The organism is Vibrio sp. 10N.286.45.E10 (assembly GCF_002874195.2).
Taxonomy (GTDB): domain Bacteria; phylum Pseudomonadota; class Gammaproteobacteria; order Enterobacterales; family Vibrionaceae; genus Vibrio; species Vibrio crassostreae.
In genome coordinates this window covers 469,199-485,165 of record NZ_MCWD02000003.1, presented here as the reverse complement: position 1 = coordinate 485,165, position 15,967 = coordinate 469,199, and the positions used below count along the sequence as shown (strand labels likewise).

General features: G+C 45.9%; 15 protein-coding genes. 5 read left to right on the top strand and 10 right to left on the bottom strand.

Annotation, left to right across the window (positions count from 1 at the left end; all coding sequences use genetic code 11):
- Positions 1–24 precede the first annotated feature (24 nt).
- Positions 25–642 carry a homoserine/homoserine lactone efflux protein gene (rhtB, locus tag BCU34_RS23465; protein ID WP_048662872.1) on the bottom strand — a complete coding sequence of 206 codons (618 nt, stop codon included), beginning with the start codon at positions 640–642 and terminating at the stop codon, positions 25–27.
- 81 nt (positions 643–723) lie between these two features.
- Between rhtB and BCU34_RS23460 the strand changes: the two genes are divergently transcribed.
- The gene (locus tag BCU34_RS23460; protein ID WP_048662871.1) at positions 724–1,704 is read left to right on the top strand and encodes an alpha/beta fold hydrolase; all 981 of its coding nucleotides are present in this window, start codon (positions 724–726) and stop codon (positions 1,702–1,704) included.
- A gap of 190 nt (positions 1,705–1,894) precedes the next feature.
- Positions 1,895–2,722, top strand: a complete 828-nt coding sequence (locus BCU34_RS23455; protein WP_102432589.1) for a Cof-type HAD-IIB family hydrolase — start codon at positions 1,895–1,897, stop codon at positions 2,720–2,722.
- A gap of 74 nt (positions 2,723–2,796) precedes the next feature.
- Here the strand turns inward: BCU34_RS23455 and BCU34_RS23450 are convergent, their stop codons facing one another.
- The gene (locus BCU34_RS23450; protein WP_017633148.1) at positions 2,797–3,264 is read right to left on the bottom strand and encodes an EVE domain-containing protein; all 468 of its coding nucleotides are present in this window, start codon (positions 3,262–3,264) and stop codon (positions 2,797–2,799) included.
- A gap of 39 nt (positions 3,265–3,303) precedes the next feature.
- Between BCU34_RS23450 and BCU34_RS23445 the strand changes: the two genes are divergently transcribed.
- Together BCU34_RS23445 and BCU34_RS23440 are read left to right on the top strand one after the other, a co-directional pair.
- Positions 3,304–4,848: a COG3650 family protein gene (locus BCU34_RS23445; protein WP_102432588.1), complete on the top strand. Its 1,545-nt coding sequence runs from the start codon at positions 3,304–3,306 to the stop codon at positions 4,846–4,848.
- A 2-nt stretch (positions 4,849–4,850) separates the two neighbouring features.
- Positions 4,851–5,447, top strand: a complete 597-nt coding sequence (locus tag BCU34_RS23440) for a tRNA-uridine aminocarboxypropyltransferase (protein WP_102432587.1) — start codon at positions 4,851–4,853, stop codon at positions 5,445–5,447.
- Between the two features lie 146 nt (positions 5,448–5,593).
- On the opposite strand, the gene BCU34_RS23435 is transcribed toward BCU34_RS23440, so the two are convergent.
- From BCU34_RS23435 to lptM, 8 genes are all read right to left on the bottom strand, one after another.
- A complete protein-coding gene (locus BCU34_RS23435; protein WP_102478824.1) occupies positions 5,594–8,074 on the bottom strand; it encodes an EAL domain-containing protein in 2,481 nt (826 codons plus the stop codon).
- Between the two features lie 193 nt (positions 8,075–8,267).
- The gene (locus BCU34_RS23430) at positions 8,268–10,766 is read right to left on the bottom strand and encodes an EAL domain-containing protein (RefSeq protein WP_102432585.1); all 2,499 of its coding nucleotides are present in this window, start codon (positions 10,764–10,766) and stop codon (positions 8,268–8,270) included.
- 168 nt (positions 10,767–10,934) lie between these two features.
- Positions 10,935–11,651 carry a 5-amino-6-(5-phospho-D-ribitylamino)uracil phosphatase YigB gene (gene yigB, locus BCU34_RS23425; protein WP_102432584.1) on the bottom strand — a complete coding sequence of 239 codons (717 nt, stop codon included), beginning with the start codon at positions 11,649–11,651 and terminating at the stop codon, positions 10,935–10,937.
- Between the two features lie 15 nt (positions 11,652–11,666).
- Positions 11,667–12,599, bottom strand: a complete 933-nt coding sequence (gene xerC, locus BCU34_RS23420; protein ID WP_017061015.1) for a tyrosine recombinase XerC — start codon at positions 12,597–12,599, stop codon at positions 11,667–11,669.
- Entirely contained in the window at positions 12,568–13,266 is a 699-nt protein-coding gene (locus BCU34_RS23415; protein ID WP_102478825.1) for a DUF484 family protein, read from the bottom strand. The genes xerC and BCU34_RS23415 overlap by 32 nt, the downstream gene beginning before the upstream one ends.
- 44 nt (positions 13,267–13,310) lie before the next feature.
- Positions 13,311–14,141 carry a diaminopimelate epimerase gene (gene dapF / locus BCU34_RS23410; RefSeq protein WP_017061013.1) on the bottom strand — a complete coding sequence of 277 codons (831 nt, stop codon included), beginning with the start codon at positions 14,139–14,141 and terminating at the stop codon, positions 13,311–13,313.
- Positions 14,142–14,152: 11 nt separating this feature from the next.
- Entirely contained in the window at positions 14,153–15,406 is a 1,254-nt protein-coding gene (lysA, locus tag BCU34_RS23405; protein WP_102432583.1) for a diaminopimelate decarboxylase, read from the bottom strand.
- A 41-nt stretch (positions 15,407–15,447) separates the two neighbouring features.
- Positions 15,448–15,564, bottom strand: coding sequence for an LPS translocon maturation chaperone LptM (gene lptM / locus BCU34_RS23400; protein WP_407829960.1), 117 nt, complete (start codon positions 15,562–15,564; stop codon positions 15,448–15,450).
- Between the two features lie 75 nt (positions 15,565–15,639).
- Between lptM and cyaY the strand changes: the two genes are divergently transcribed.
- Positions 15,640–15,954, top strand: a complete 315-nt coding sequence (gene cyaY, locus BCU34_RS23395) for an iron donor protein CyaY (RefSeq protein ID WP_048658898.1) — start codon at positions 15,640–15,642, stop codon at positions 15,952–15,954.
- The last annotated feature ends 13 nt before the right edge of the window (positions 15,955–15,967 follow it).

Here is a 15,967-nt window from a genome sequence, read left to right as displayed (position 1 = left end):
TTAACTATAACTCTATTGCTTTCACTAGGCTTTAGCGGCAGCCAGCAATGCGCCGCAGCCCATGAACATACCACCAAAGATTTTATTTATCTTACCCATTATGCGATCTGAACGAATAAAACGTCCCATTTGTGACGCTAATGAGGTGTAACCCAACATAACAACGCTATCAATGAATACCGTCGTCACACCTAGCACTAATAACTGTGGTGCTTGCGGTTGTGTTGGATCGATAAATTGAGGGAACAGAGCCACCAAAAACACGATAGATTTAGGGTTGGTAAGGTTAATCAGCACCGCATTTCTTAGCAGCTTGCCACTCGATAACGTTGAGCTTTCTTCAGAAGCCATTAAGCTAGAGTTGTCGCGCCACTTTTGGATACCCAACCAAAGAAGATACACCACCCCCACCCATTTGATGATGGTGAACGCCAATGCAGATTGAGCGACTAATGCACCAATACCCGCTCCCACCAGCATGATGTGAAATGCAAGGCCAAGCTGTAAGCCTGCGATCGACGCGAGTGACTTCTTAGTGCCATAACTTAGCCCATTACTGATTGAGTTAACGGTACCTGAGCCCGGAGCCAAACTGAACAAAATCGCCGTGACGACATAAGCAAGCCAAACATGAGTATCCATTTGCATTTCCTTACTAGTTCTTTAATCTAACAACATTAGTAGCGATAAAGCTCTCACATGCACCAGTTCAGGTAATTTCCCATGGAAAACCACAGCGCCGCCCCGTTTTCGTACACGCAAGAACCTCAATTCGAGCAAGCGATTAAACACCCGATCCCCACCCTTTGGCAACAACGAAAAGATGGGTATGTAACATCATCCGGTAAAAAGAGGCTGTACTGGTGTAGCCTTACTTCAGAGGCGCATACCAAGGCGATTGTTATTTCAAATGGCCGTATCGAGTGCTGCCAAAAATACCAAGAACTCTTTTATGATTTCTATCAACAAGGCTATGACGTTTATTCATTTGACCACCAAGGTCAAGGCCAGTCTGAACGTATGGTAACAGACTCTGACATCGGTCACATTCATGAGTTTGATGATTATGCATCTGACATGTCTGACGTCATTGCCAGTTTTGATCTCAGTAAGTATTCCAATCGCTATCTGCTCGCGCATTCAATGGGCAGTACCATCGCGACTCGCTACCTACAAACTCATCCAGACCATCCGTTTGATAAGGTCACTCTGTGTGCGCCGATGTTTGGCATCAACACTGAATGGTACCTAAAACCTATCGCGATGATTGTTGGACAAGTGCTTACCGCATATCACGCCAAGCCAGTTTACGCGCCGGGGCAGCAAGCGTATTACTCGAAGCCTTTCGAAAACAACTTACTGAGCCACAGCAAGGTTCGCTATCAGTGGTTCCGTCGCTTATATGACGAGTCACCCTCTTTGCAGGTGGGTGGGCCAAGTACGCGCTGGGTATGGCAAGGATTAATGGCAGCCAAGCAAGCGATTCAACAAACTCGCCAAATCAAAATCCCTCTACTATTGATTCAAGCTGGGGAAGAGAAGATTGTCAGTAACGATGCTCAAGTGAAGTTCATCAATAAGCTGAAGAAAACCAACTCGGATTGCCAATTTAAGGTCATCGAAGGTTCTAGACATGAGGTGTTGTTTGAGAAAGATGAGTATCGTAATCCAACATTGGGGGCTATTACTCAGTTTTTTGCTTAGCGTTAGCGTGACAACAAGAAAAGTAACGGACAGCAGAGAGAGTCGCTAAAGAGGAAGAGAAGTAAGTGAGCTTTGCCCTCTTTTCTTGCATGAATTTGGCATACAATTTCTACCTAGAGATATTGTAGTTAAAACGATTCTAGCGTTGGCTAGCGTCAATATTGATTCAGCATTTTGCAATGAGGGTTAAATGAGTATTCCTGCACTTAAAGATTCCGTGAAAATTGTCGCTTCTGATTTAGATGGTACGCTTTTGGCTCCCAACCATCAGCTAAGCGACTTTACCAAGTTGACGCTAAAGAAATTACACGACCAAGGTTATACCTTCATCTTCGCTACGGGTCGTCACCACGTCGATGTGGCGGGTATTCGTCAGATTGCAGGCATTCCGGCGTACATGATCACATCAAACGGTGCACGTGTGCATGACCAGAACGATCAATTGATGTATAGCCAGAACGTACCTCAGGAACTCGTTCAGCCTGTTATTGATATCGTTCGCCAAGATCCAAACCTCTTTATTCACATGTACCAGAATGAAGATTGGCTACTAGACCGTGAAGATGAAATGCTGGCTAAGTTCCACAGTGAATCTGGCTTTAGTTACAAACGCTTTGAAGCTGACAACGCACCAAGCGAAGGCATCGCGAAAGTCTTCTTCACACACCCAGATCAGGATCACGAATATCTCGTCACGTTTGAACAAAAGCTAAGAGATGCTTTTGGCGACAAACTGAACATCGCCTTCTCTACACCTTGGTGCTTAGAAGTGATGGCTGCTGAAGTATCTAAAGGCCACGCCTTAGACGCTGTTGCGAAATCATTGAACCTGACACTGGATAACTGTGTTGCCTTTGGTGATGGTATGAACGACGCTGAAATGCTGGCGATGGCGGGTAAAGGCCTAATCATGGGCACATCACATGAAAAAGTGATGAAAGCTCTGCCAGACAATGAAGTGATTGGCAGCAACGCAGATGATGCCGTTGCTCACTACTTAGAAAAGAACCTACTCTAAGCAGTCCCAATAAAACATAAAGGCAGCCAACTGGCTGCCTTTTTTGAACCTTACGTAAAAAGCTCTCTCTAACGCTATCGAGAACCTAGCACTTCTTTGCTTAAGATGGCCTGCCACTCTTGTTCGGTAACCGGCATGATAGATAAGCGATTACCGCGCTTCACCAATGGCATCTCTGATAATTCAGGCATAGCTTTAAGCGTTGCCAAGGGAATCAAGCGCTCAGTCACTCGCACAAACTCGACATCAACCATTATCCAACGTGGATTATCGGGTGAAGACTTAGGATCGTAGTAATCACTCTCAGGATCGAATTGAAAGTGGTCTGGGTAGGCTTCTCTGGTTACTTTAGCGATCCCCGCTACGCCAACTTTTTTACATGATGAGTGGTATATCATCACCAGATCGCCAAGCTTGACGTCATCACGCATCATGTTTCGAGCCTGATAGTTGCGTACACCCTCCCAACAAGAGGTTTTTTGTACTCTCAGAGTCTGAATAGAAAAGGTGTCGGGTTCTGTTTTAAATAACCAATATGCCATAATAAATCCAATTAACGGTTGCTTCGAGGAAGATATAACATGAAGGTAATGAAAAACCCAGTGACATGGTTAGTCGCATTCGCGCTACAAGGTTGTGTAACGGCGCCAGATACGCCGCAACAACCTGAAGTTCCACCAGCAACCTTGGACGAGCCACTGAGCATTCAACCGCAAACCTTCATCATGCGTGGTCAGGTTGTGGTTGGCCATGAGAGCCGAACCTTTACCCCTTGCGGTAGCCAGCAACAATACTGGTTAGACTTATCGCCTGAGCTAGCACTCGAGGCTCAAGACTTAGCGACCAGACCTTATCAAGCCTTGTATGGTGAGCTCATCGGTCACCTAACGGTACCAAGCCAAACTGGATACAATGCCGACTTCACCGCACGCTTCGTGGTTGACCAAGTCAATATCCTCACTGCAGAGAACCCTGATCGTTGTGACCAACCTTTGCGCTCTACTCGTGTGTTCGGCAATGAACCATTCTGGTCAGCGACTTTTGATAAAGATCAGCTGAAATACACCAAGATGGGCGAACAGCCACAGATCCTCAGCATTGAATCCAGCCGCACCACTCCAAGCACTCGTGACTACCAACTAGAAGGTCAATCAGCGCAAGGCGAACTCAACCTGATCAAAGAAAGCTGTAGCGACGGCATGAGCGACTCTATCTATGGCTGGGAAGCCAAGCTCAACTTCAACGACAGCAGCTACAATGGCTGTGCGACGCTCTCTAACCAAGATCCAACGCTGGACTGGAGCGGACTCTACTTCGCTAGCTCAACGCAAAACTCAGGGTTCTCTATCAACCTTGAACTCAACGATGACCACAGTGCTATCACGACTTATTCATACAGCAATGGAGACCCTTCTATTGTTGAGCAAGGCTTCTGGCAACAACTGAACCAAAATCAGGTACAAGTGGTGATGACTCGCCATCAGCAACAGTATTTGATCTCCGAGCGTATCTTCACACTCGATAATGGCAAGCTGGTCGCTGAAAAAGAGAAAGTGGGCAACGTGGTCTATCCGATTGCCAATGGCGGTCTGGTGCTATTCGAAGCTAAGAGTGCGCAAGCGCAAGTAAACACCATCACTAACGTTGATCTAAACGCAAAGCAGGTGAACTCCAGCGATCAACTTGATCCAAAAATTGACCAAGCGATCCGCGAATATTTTAAGATCAACAACAGCTCACCTGATGATACTAAGTATCGCTGGCTCACCTACGACCTCAATGGTGACGGCAAAGAAGAGTTGTTTGCCCAACTCGATTGGTGTGGTTCTGGTGGCTGTACACTGCTGATTTTCGAAAACCATCAAGATAACTGGCGCTTCAATAGCCGAGTGACACTGGTTAAGGGCGACATACGCTTAGGTAAATCGCAAAACCACGGCTGGCAGGATCTGATCTTCAACGTCAGTGGCGGCGGTGCAACAGCTGCGAAACACACACTTTCATACTCTGGTGTCAGCTATCCGCTAAACCCAAGTGTCGCTCCAGTTGCAGATGATGCTGATATCAGCGACGTGGTGTTGTTTGCTGATGGTATCTCACCCGCACAAAGTGGAGTGAAGCTGTAAACATGAGTAACCAACAAGCTTGCCCTGGTTGTGGCTTCACTCACCAATGTATTTGTCACCTTATACCTAGTGTCGAAAGCCAAATCGATCTGGTACTGCTCACTCATGAGAATGAACTATCGCGCGATACCAATACCGGAAAGCTGCTTCAGCAATCCCTTGATCAGTGTCGGTCCCTTGTATGGCAAAGGAAAACACCACCAGCTGAGCTAATCGCACTGCTTGAAGATAAAACTCGACAACCGTTTCTGTTATTCCCAAATGATCAAAGTATCGAGTGTCAGCAAGCCGTAGTGACCCAAGCCCAGAGTCATAAGCCGTTATTCATCATCTTGGATGGCACATGGCAAGAAGCGAAGAAGATGCTTAACAAGAGCTCGTGGTTACAAGCTGTTCCGCAAGTTCACCTCGACATTACCAGCGAATCTTCATACACCTTGCGCCGCAATCAAGACAGCGGCCACTTGTGTACTTGTGAAGTGGGTATTGAGTTACTCAAATCTTTAGGTGAAAGTGAACCTGCCAAGCTCATTGATGACTACTACCAACATTATCTAAAAGTCTTCCACGCCGACAAGTGTGGCCACGCCCTCAAATAGACTAAGTAGGCGCGTAGGAAGGCAATAAACACATTTCAGGACGGGACAGGTACTGAAAACAAAAAGGGGGAGCCATAAGCTCACCCTTTTTACATCGTACTTTAGTTATTGAGCCAACCAGTGTTTCACGTGAAACGCTCGCTCCATCAAAACAAACGCTGAGGTTGACCAAAGTAATAGCCTTGCAGGTAATCGACCCCCATGTCTTCGGCAATACGACACACCTGCTCATTATGAACGAACTCAGCCACCGTCTTAGCATTCAGAATCTGACATAAGCTCACTAACTGCTGAGCGATCTTGCGTTGCTTTTTATCTTTATCAATATTGCGAATCAAACTGCCATCAAGCTTGATCACCTGTGGTTCTAGCTTCAATATCTCATCAATGTTCGAATAGCCCGAACCAAAGTCATCAACAATAATATTCACACCAAGATCGCGGAAGTGGTTACACACCTCGATCAAGCGACCGTAATCCTGAATTTGTTCCGTTTCTAGCACCTCCAAGCCAATACGCTGTGGGTGACTGATTTTCTTGATCGCTTGCTCAAGGTGAAGAATGGTTTTCTCATTGCTGAAATCTTGTGGTGCTAAATTAATTGAGAACGAATCGGTTCGCTGACTCATAAAATCAAAGGTGCGCGTTATCATCTGCCGACTGAGGCGTGTGTAGAGGTGGGTTCCTTCAATGATTGGCAAGAACTTACCCGGCGCAATCAACTGACCGTCCTCTTCAATTCGAACCAAACACTCGTAGCTCTCTACTTGATGACTGTGTGCCGATAATATGGGCTGAGAACACGCCACAATATTCTGATTGAGCACTGCACGACTCACGCACGACAACCAACCAAGTTGTTCTTGGCGATGCTTCTCCAATTGAATGAGCGTCTTGGCGCTCACTAAGTGTTTGTTCTGGCTGACTGCGCTGCGCCTCGCATCAATTGCCTTCAACAATAAGTCATCAATAGAGGTAGTAGGAAAATCTCGACGGCTGGCTATACCCGCACAGATAGACACCGACAAGTAATCAATGTCGGGTAAACCGGTCGGCTCGAAATTTACATGCTCGGTTTGATCGGCAAATTCCGAAAATCGCTGATGAATATGTTCTTGGCTCGCCCAGCTATCAAACACCACCGCCCACTCACCAATACCGATACTGTAAAGCTGACAACCCTCATCAAAGAACTGCCACAGCGCCTTTTGAAAGTACTCACTCAAATCATGCAGAAGCTTGTCACCCACTCGATAGCCGTACTTCTCATTGATCTGACCAAAGGTCGTGACCTTCAAAGCTAACAAATGGCTGTCACTGCTCATCTTCGACAGCTTCTCACGCAACACACTTCGATTGGGCAAGCCAGTACGGTGATCAATTCGGTAGCTCGCCGTCAATGCAGTAGCTTGCTGCTGAATCTTACTCGCCATGCTGTTGTTCATGTCATCGACATCAAGCAGTGCATTTCGAATCAATGAAAACAGAGGGGATATATTGGTCGCGGGTTGTGTCTCTAATGGCAATACCACCTTACCCTCGCCTTCTCTAAGCGCAAGGTAAGTGAGGCTATGGTGCAAGATTCGCTGTTGGCTATTCTCTTGATAAAGTTCTCCCATGCAGTAAACGCCATAGCTGTCGGCCAATTTTTGGAAAACCTCTACCTCTTGGTTGCCATCGATAAAGTCGATGCGAGATGTGCAGTTGTAAATGAAGAACTGTTCTGGCCTATGAGAGGCGATCTGCTGCACGCCAAGTCGTATTTGCTCTAGGGTCAATGATGGATGGTCATAACAAAACCGGACCTCATCGCCCACTTGGAACTGGCCGCTGAATTCTATCTCTCCACTTTCCGCTACCTTGAGCGGTAAGTGAATGTTTTGCTCTTTCGGCTCACCGACCATCAACGGAAAGTTATGCAGTTGCTCAAAAGGCACTTCGAAGCCATCAGCGAGGTAACGATTGTAGAGTTCGCGAACAGGCATGCCATCCAATTCCAGCAACCGGTTATCTTGAGCACCTGTTACTCGGAAAGTCCGGCCAATAGGGTTCCACTCAGTGAAGTAACCCTTTGTGATTGCGAGCTCAACACTGTGCAGCGCAAGCATCACATAGGCATTTTCATAGCAAATGCCGTCTAACATCACCCATCGCCCATTATCTGTGATGGTCGATGCACCGCCACAGATAGGTAATGAATACCTCGACTGCTCAAATGCTGAAAATAGATCTCGGTTATTTATCTGCAAGCGGTCTGCGAAACAAATGATGCTTTGAGTATTATCATTGCACTCAAGCTGTTGCCACATAGCGTGGCTATCAGACAATGGTTGTTCGCTATATTCGACAACACCACAGGAGTAAGACGTCGTGTCAAAGCGGGTAACAATCAGATAAAGACCTTGGTGTAGGATGACACCTTGGCTAATGTAATGGTTAGCGCTGCAACCAATCAGTTTGGCATTGGGGAATGTCGATTGAATCACTTGGCAGGCAGCCAAAACAGAACCTTTCTCGAAAGACGAAAACACCTGAATCAGTAGGCTTTCATGTTGATGAAAATCTATCTTTTCCAATTCAAGTTGGGTTTGCTCAATGTCTTGTATCAGGAGAGAAGTCGACTGCATATTCACATTAATCGTTACGTTAATGATCTGTTATTGTGCTTATTATAGATAAGGCTTGCACGGAATACTTACGATCGTGCTATGAATAATGTGACCTTAGTAAGACATCATTCATTCCGCCAAAAAGCAGTCATTAATGGCGGCGCAGTACTTTTATCGTCAGTAGTTATACTGATACTGGAAGCTTTAACAGCTAAAACAGTCGCTTAGGCTCACCGAAGTAGTAACCCTGCAGATAATCGACACCCATTTGTTCTGCTATCTCACAAACTTGTTGGTTGTGGACAAATTCAGCGACCGTTTTGGCATTGAACACTTGGCATAAGCGAACCAACTGAGAGGCGATATTTCTTTGTTTTTGGTCTTTATCGATATTACGAATCAAGCTCCCGTCGAGCTTAATGATCTGCGGCTCAAGCTTAATGATTTCATCGATATTGGAATAACCAGAACCAAAATCATCAACAATGATTCTCGCCCCGAGTGCACGGAAGTGATCACACACTTCAATCATGCGACCATAATCTTTAATCTGTTCTGACTCGAGAACCTCTAAACCGAGTCGAGTGGGATCGTTCATGCCACTGATCGCAGCCTCGAGCACCTCAAGCGTCTTGTCGCTCAACAAATCTTGTGGGGATAGATTGATAGAAAATGAGCTCTGCTTATCCGCCATGTAGCCGATAGTACTCTTAATCATGTGTCGACTAAGGCGCGTATATAGGTGCGTATCAGCAATGATAGGTAAGAACTTTCCTGGTGGTACAATGGTACCGTCCGACTCCATGATTCTGACCAAACACTCTTGGCCAATCATTTCGTGCGTACCCGATTCCACAATCGGCTGTGAGTAGGTGATGATGTTCTGATCTAAAATCGCACGACTTACACAGCTCAGCCAACCGAGTTGCTCTTTGCGGTCTTCTTCGCTCACCTGGATGTCTTTGGCATTGGTGATGTGGGTATTGTTCCGCACCCCATAACGTCGAGCTTCGATCGCTTTCAATAAGATTTCGTCACCGCTGTCGGTTAAGAAATCACAACGACTGGCAAAACCGCCACACAAAGAAACTGACAGGTAATCAATATCAGCCAAACCATACGGCTCAAAGTTGATGTGTTCGATGTCATCCGCGAACTCAACGAAACCTTCTTTTATTCTCGCACTACCAACACTGGCATTAAAGATAATCGCCCACTCTCCGACACCAATACTGAACAGCTCAACCTTCACGCGAGGCTCTTTCACGACACGAAGCTGCAATCGTTCGATAAAGTGATTAGACAGATCAAGCAGTAACTGGTCACCCACTTGGTAGCCGTATTTTTCATTAACTTGATGGAAGTTCGTTAGCTTTAACGTGAGTAAGTGTTCACTAAATAGAATCGTATTGAGGCGTTCTTTTAATACGATACGATTCGGCAAGCCAGTGCGTGAGTCAATGCGATAGCTCTCGGTTAAACGACGCGCTTGTTGATGGAGCTTCTTTTCCATCTGAGTATTCATACTGTCGAGATCAGCGACTGCATTTCTGACCAGGTTAAGTAATGGCGACACTGTTGAGCCACACTGAAAGTCTTCACAATGAAACTCTTTGATCTCGTCAGACTCGCGCATAGCAATATAAGTCAGGCTGTGATGCAGTATTTCTTGACGGTCTTCATTACGGTATAGCTCCCCCATACAGTAGGCACCACACGTGTTCACTATCCCTTCAAATGGCTTGAGCTCAAGTTTACTGTCGATAAACTCAAGTCGAGATACACAGTTATAGATGATCACCGATTCAGGCTGATGCATCGCAAGCATCTCGGCACCATGACGTACCTTTTCAGCGGTCAAAGAGGGGTGGTTATAACAAAACTGCGCCTCTTCACCAACATGCCAAGGGCTATCAAACTCGATACTGCCATCATCATTAATACGCAGAGGCGTCGAGATACCCTTCTTTCTGCCAAGCTCTCGATAAAGCGGAAAGCTCATCAGTTGACTAAAAGGAAGGTCTTTGCCATCCGCAAGGTAATGTTTGAATACCTCAATAGCCGGCTTGTCATTCAACGCGTATAAGCGATTTCCAACTGCGTGTGTGACTCGTAGCTTCATCCCAATCGGGTTCCACTCAGAGTACGCGTCCGACCAAACCTTCAATCTTGGGTTAGTCAGAGCCACCGCAACACAGGCGTGCTGGTAGGTTTGCTCGTTATACATAACCCAACGGCCAAATTCATTCTCATGACACAGTCCACCAGCGATCGGCAAGGCGTAAGGCAAATTCTCAAAAGCGCTATAGATAGGGTAATCACGCCCTTCTACCTGATCACATAGGCTGATAACGGTTTTGGTGTCTTTGGTTAGGCCTAGCTGAGAAGCAAGCGCTTGGCTGTCTTGAGTTGGATTGCCAGTAAACGGCTGAACCGCAGAGGTTAGATGGGTTTCGTTAAACTCACTGATGATGACTAAAGTACATGTACTCTCAAGACAGTTGTCACAGATAACATGACGAGCACTCTGACCGATTAGCGTCGCATTGTTTAAGCGATTGAGGGCAACACTCGCGATTTGACGAGCCAGATCTGAAGATTGAGCTGAGAAGATTTGAATAAGGTACTGTTTGCTGTCACACCATTCTCGCTGATCAAATTGAGCTCTAAATAACGCCTCAGTATTTGCGAGAAATGTAAATGTTTGCATGCCAACCCTTGTTCAAAATCGAGTGAAGTAACAACCCGCAACCACTGCTATGACTGAAATGAATCGCTAAAAAGTAGTCGCCAATTATCCTAACCTAATCAGGCTTTTATAGGCGACTAATGTAACAATTCACTATCATAAATGCGACACAATAAGCCTACCTAGCCATTAAATTAGTCGCATAAGATCGCTAAGTTGGTCTATTTCAACATCAGGAAGCAGGCTCGCCTTCGGGGAGTGGTATAAATTGGAACCAGTGTCATTAAACCAGCATGCTTGGAAGCCATTTTGCTTGGCTCCGTAGACATCCGTTTTGAGGTGATCACCAACATGAAGAATATTCTCAGCATTACAATCTAGGTGCTGCTGAGCTTTTTCAAACATATCTGGGTAAGGTTTAGCTCTGCCATCAGGGCCGGCTTTAAGGATTAACTGAAAATACAGCCCTAAGCCAATTTTGTGCGGGTCGACATTGCCATTAGTAATTGCAACTAGAGGAATACGTTGGCTAAGCTCAGTCATCACTCGATGTGTTTCGTCAGGCACATCGACTTGATTACGCAACCACAAGGCATGCTCAATGCCTTCTCGAGCCGCTTGCTCTGCTTGCTGCTGAGAATAACCCAATTGCAGCAAACCACTCTTAATCTGAGTTTCACGCCACACGGTGACATCATGTTTCAAAGCTGGGTTTTCAGATGCGACTTGCTGCTTAATGCCCTGCCACTCTTCGAGCGATAAAGAAGCCGACACTGGGTGCTTTTGATAAAGCCACTGTGCCATCTCCTTCTCAACCTTCATGATCACAGGCCAGTTGTCATACAGGGTGTCATCCAAGTCAAAGGTCATGGCTTTGATGGGCTTTAACCCTCGATAAATTCGCATAATAAACCCTTAAATCTAGTCTTTGTTCTTCTTACGCGCTCTCGGGTGAGCCTGATCATAAGCTTGTGCTAAGTGTTGGAAATCTAAGTGGGTATACACTTGGGTCGTCGAGATGTTTTCATGGCCAAGCAATTCTTGAACAGCACGAAGGTTTTGGCTCGATTCCAGCACATGCGTTGCAAAGGAGTGACGCAGTTTATGCGGGCTGATGTGGCTCGCGACAGATTGCTTCTTGCCCCATTCTTCCATACGTTTTTGCACGCTTCGATGAGAAATACGAGTCCCGAGCTTAGAGACAAACAGTGCGGTTTCACCCGGTGAAGCCAACTCACCACGGACTTTGAGCCATTTATCGACCCACTCTTTAGCTAAACCAGAAAAAGGCGCTTTGCGTTCTTTGTCGCCTTTACCAATCACTCGAATTTCGCCTTGTCGACCCAACACATCTTTCAGGTTGATACCGACCAGTTCTGCCAATCGTAACCCCGCACCATACATCACCTCCATCATCGCCCGGTCACGAATAGACAATGGATCGTCCTCATTAACATCAAGCAGTTGACCGACTTCATCGACATCGAGGTTTTTAGGCAAAGGGCGTTGCTTGCGAGGTGCAGAGACACCTTTGGCTGGATTGGCGGTCATTTCGCCACGCAACACAAGGAAATCAAAGAAGCTGCGTAGTGACGACAAGCGAGTTGCGATGCTGCTCGCTTTCATTCCCTCACGCATACCTTTACTGGCAAGTTGTCTTACCCACGCCGCATCGACCTGGCCCCAATCCTTTAGCCCTAGAGTAACTAAATGACCGGCCATGGTTTCAAGTTGTTGTTTGTAATTACGTTGGGTGTGTAAGCTGAGTCCCTTCTCGCTTCTGAGATATTCATAGAAGCGAGAAAGTGGCTTTTGAAGGCTGTTAGGAAGAGGTATTTTGGGCTCTAGGCTCATTATTTATCTGCCAAGGTAAGGTGTCCGCCAAATGAGCGACAACAAGTGCTAAATGGCGTAAAAAGAGCGTATCCATATGGGGTTGGAAATGTCCGCCATCTTCACTAGAAAAGGCGAGCAAGCCCAATGGAGACTGCTTAGCAAGCGGTAGTACTACATAAGAGCCTAGCTCTGGAACTGGATAATCACCAAACAAATCGTGTCTATCGGCTTTTCTCAGGCGTCCTAGATAAGCATCTTTGCCATTAAAATGGTTAAGCGAAAACTTCGAGTAACCCTCGGCACTAAGTTGATAAAAACCCGGTTGCGAAAGAATTCGAACATGCGCTTTAAGCCCAAGATCTAACGCTTTTTGTTCAACGGCTTGTATCACCTGCATGAAGTCACTGCATTTCAGCACTTGCGCTTGCAGATCCATAAATTCATAGAAGGTTTTATCATTATTTGCAGCCAGAGACATCAAGCCAGTGATCTCTTCTTCAAGCTCTTCGATTCGATGACGTTGGCGTTTAAGCTGAATCTCAACCAGAGAAACAGCACCCTGTTCAACGTTATTGATAGCAAGGCGATCAACCAAATCTTTTCGGTCTTGGAAAAAATCTGGGTTATCACGTAAATATTCCGCGACCACTTCTGCGGTGAGTGCGTCGGCTTCAACGTAAGACAAAACCTATCCTTTATTTTTATGAATCTATTTGTTTTTGGTCGTTACTAGCAAGAAAGTTGACCATCAAATACATGCGTTGCTGGGCCAGTCATAAACAGAGGTTTTCCCGGGCCTTGCCAGCTAATGTGTAAGTCACCGCCAGGTAGACGAACTTTTACATTCTCAGCCAATAAGCCTTGAGTAATGCCTACCGCAACCGCGCCACATGCACCGCTGCCACATGCTTGAGTTTCACCAGCACCACGTTCATAAACACGTAAGCGAACCTCTTCACGATTAACCACTTGCATAAAGCCAGCATTAACACGTTCAGGGAAACGTTCATGTGATTCAAGAAGCGGGCCTAAGGTATCCACATCAGCCGTGTCGACGTCATCAACAACAGTCACCACATGCGGGTTACCCATGCTTACTGCACCACAGAATAAAGTGTGTACATCCGTTCTTAGGATATACGTCTTCTCTGGCTGCTTCGCCTTAAATGGAATCTTGCCAGGTTCGAACTCAGGAATGCCCATGTTCACCGTGATCAGGTCATTCTCTTCAATCTTGAGAACCATTTTACCTTTCTTGGTACTCACGTTGATGCTGTACTTATTCGTTAAGCCTTTCATGCGAACGAATCGTGCAAAACAACGAGCGCCATTACCACACTGCTCCACTTCACTGCCATCCGCATTAAATATGCGGTAATGGAAATCAGTTTCTGGATCATAGGGAGCCTCAACCACAAGTAGCTGGTCAAAGCCCACACCAGTGTGACGATCCGCCAAACGACGGATCAAATCTGGAGAAAAGAAAATATTTTGAGTAATGCAGTCCACGACCATGAAATCATTGCCCAAACCATGCATTTTAGAAAAGTGGAAGTGCATAACGCTTAAAATTACTCCGGAAGAATGTTTTCAAGTTCCCACAGACTCGTAAGCTCTTCACGCTGACGAACCAAATGAGTTTTATCGCCATCCACCATCACTTCAGCCGCACGCGAACGAGTGTTGTAGTTAGATGACATCGCGAAGCCATAAGCACCCGCAGAACGAACCGCTAGCAGATCACCTTCTTCAAGAACAAGGTCACGATCTTTACCTAGGAAATCGCCTGTCTCGCAAATTGGGCCAACCAAATCGTAAGTCACCGCTTCACCCTGACGCGGGCTCACAGGAACAATATCCTGCCAAGCTTGGTAAAGTGCTGGGCGCATTAGGTCGTTCATTGCTGCATCTATGATGGCAAAGTTCTTGTGCTCTGTTGGCTTGAGGAACTCAACTTTCGTTAATAGTACACCAGCGTTAGCAGCAATCGCTCTTCCTGGCTCGAAAATCAGCTCTAGATCAGAATGATTGTCTAAACGAGCCAATAGTGCTTTTGCGTAATCTGAAGGTTGTGGTGGTAATTCATCACGATATACCACACCCAAACCACCACCAACATCAAGGTGCTTAATGTTAATACCATCAGCACGTAGTTGGTCGATCAGAGCAAGCAAACGGTCAGTCGCATCAATGAAAGGTTCGATATCCGTTAACTGAGAACCGATGTGGCAATCAATACCATGGATAGACAAGTTATCGAGTGTTTGTGCAAACGCATAGACAGCAGGAGCACGGTCGAAAGCAATACCAAACTTGTTATCACGCAGACCTGTAGAAATATAAGGGTGAGTGTTGGCATCAACATCTGGGTTGATACGCAGTGAAATCGGTGCTTTAACACCAAGCTCACCAGCCACTTTATTCAGTCGCTCAAGTTCTGGCTCAGACTCAACGTTGAAACACTTAATGTTCAACTCAAGCGCACGCTTCATTTCAGCAGCTGTTTTACCGACACCAGAGAATACAACTTTAGCTGGATCGCCACCGGCAGCAACCACACGCTCTAGCTCACCGCCTGAAACGATATCGAAACCTGAACCCAAACGAGCCAAAGTGTTTAATACGCCAAGGTTTGAGTTAGCTTTAACGGCATAACACACCAAGTGTGGATGCTCACCAACCGATGAATCAAACGCATTCCAGTGGCGTTCTAATGTTGCACGAGAATATATATACAGCGGTGTACCATATTGCTCTGCTAATTGTGAAAGTGCGACGTCCTCAGCCCAAAGCTGGCCATCTTCCTGATAGTTGAAGTAATCCAAAGTTCTTATCCCTTATAAATAACGATTTCTGCGTGCTTCACTTATTGTGATTGTTCAGTCTGCTGAACTTCATCAGGATCGTATAACGGACCCGTTTGACCACAACCAGAAAGTCCAATAACGGACACCATAAACAGAGCGGTAATTAATTTTTTCATTTTGCATATCGTGATTATTAACTCAATGCCCCCTATAATCGCACCACACTCAGGAAAAGCAATAGGATAGAAAGGATGAACGAGACTGAATTTCATCAACTGGTCGATATACAGATGCAAAACATCGAAGAAGCTATCGATGAATCAGAGGCAGATATTGATTACGAAGTGACTGGTAACGTAATGACACTCGAGTTTGAGAACCGCAGCCAAATCATTATCAACCGCCAAGAACCAATGAAAGAAATCTGGTTAGCGTCTAAATCTGGTGGCTTTCACTTCAAGCTAGTTGACGACAAGTGGACATGTTCAAAGACGGGCATGGAGCTGTTTGAGATGGTGAAAGAAGAATGCGTGAAGCATGCAGGTGAAGAGATCGATTGGGTCTAATCATTTGTAAGCA

Bases quoted from the DNA above. Each gene is read 5' to 3' on its own strand.
- lptM (WP_407829960.1), bottom strand. From the start codon at position 15,564: ATGAAAAAATTAATTACCGCTCTGTTTATGGTGTCCGTTATTGGACTT.
- BCU34_RS23460 (WP_048662871.1), top strand. From the start codon at position 724: ATGGAAAACCACAGCGCCGCCCCGTTTTCGTACACGCAAGAACCTCAA.
- dapF (WP_017061013.1), bottom strand. From the start codon at position 14,141: ATGCACTTCCACTTTTCTAAAATGCATGGTTTGGGCAATGATTTCATG.
- yigB (WP_102432584.1), bottom strand. From the start codon at position 11,651: ATGCGAATTTATCGAGGGTTAAAGCCCATCAAAGCCATGACCTTTGAC.
- BCU34_RS23440 (WP_102432587.1), top strand. From the start codon at position 4,851: ATGAGTAACCAACAAGCTTGCCCTGGTTGTGGCTTCACTCACCAATGT.
- rhtB (WP_048662872.1), bottom strand. From the start codon at position 642: ATGGATACTCATGTTTGGCTTGCTTATGTCGTCACGGCGATTTTGTTC.
- BCU34_RS23450 (WP_017633148.1), bottom strand. From the start codon at position 3,264: ATGGCATATTGGTTATTTAAAACAGAACCCGACACCTTTTCTATTCAG.
- xerC (WP_017061015.1), bottom strand. From the start codon at position 12,599: ATGAGCCTAGAGCCCAAAATACCTCTTCCTAACAGCCTTCAAAAGCCA.
- cyaY (WP_048658898.1), top strand. From the start codon at position 15,640: ATGAACGAGACTGAATTTCATCAACTGGTCGATATACAGATGCAAAAC.
- BCU34_RS23445 (WP_102432588.1), top strand. From the start codon at position 3,304: ATGAAGGTAATGAAAAACCCAGTGACATGGTTAGTCGCATTCGCGCTA.
- BCU34_RS23435 (WP_102478824.1), bottom strand. From the start codon at position 8,074: ATGCAGTCGACTTCTCTCCTGATACAAGACATTGAGCAAACCCAACTT.
- BCU34_RS23455 (WP_102432589.1), top strand. From the start codon at position 1,895: ATGAGTATTCCTGCACTTAAAGATTCCGTGAAAATTGTCGCTTCTGAT.
- BCU34_RS23430 (WP_102432585.1), bottom strand. From the start codon at position 10,766: ATGCAAACATTTACATTTCTCGCAAATACTGAGGCGTTATTTAGAGCT.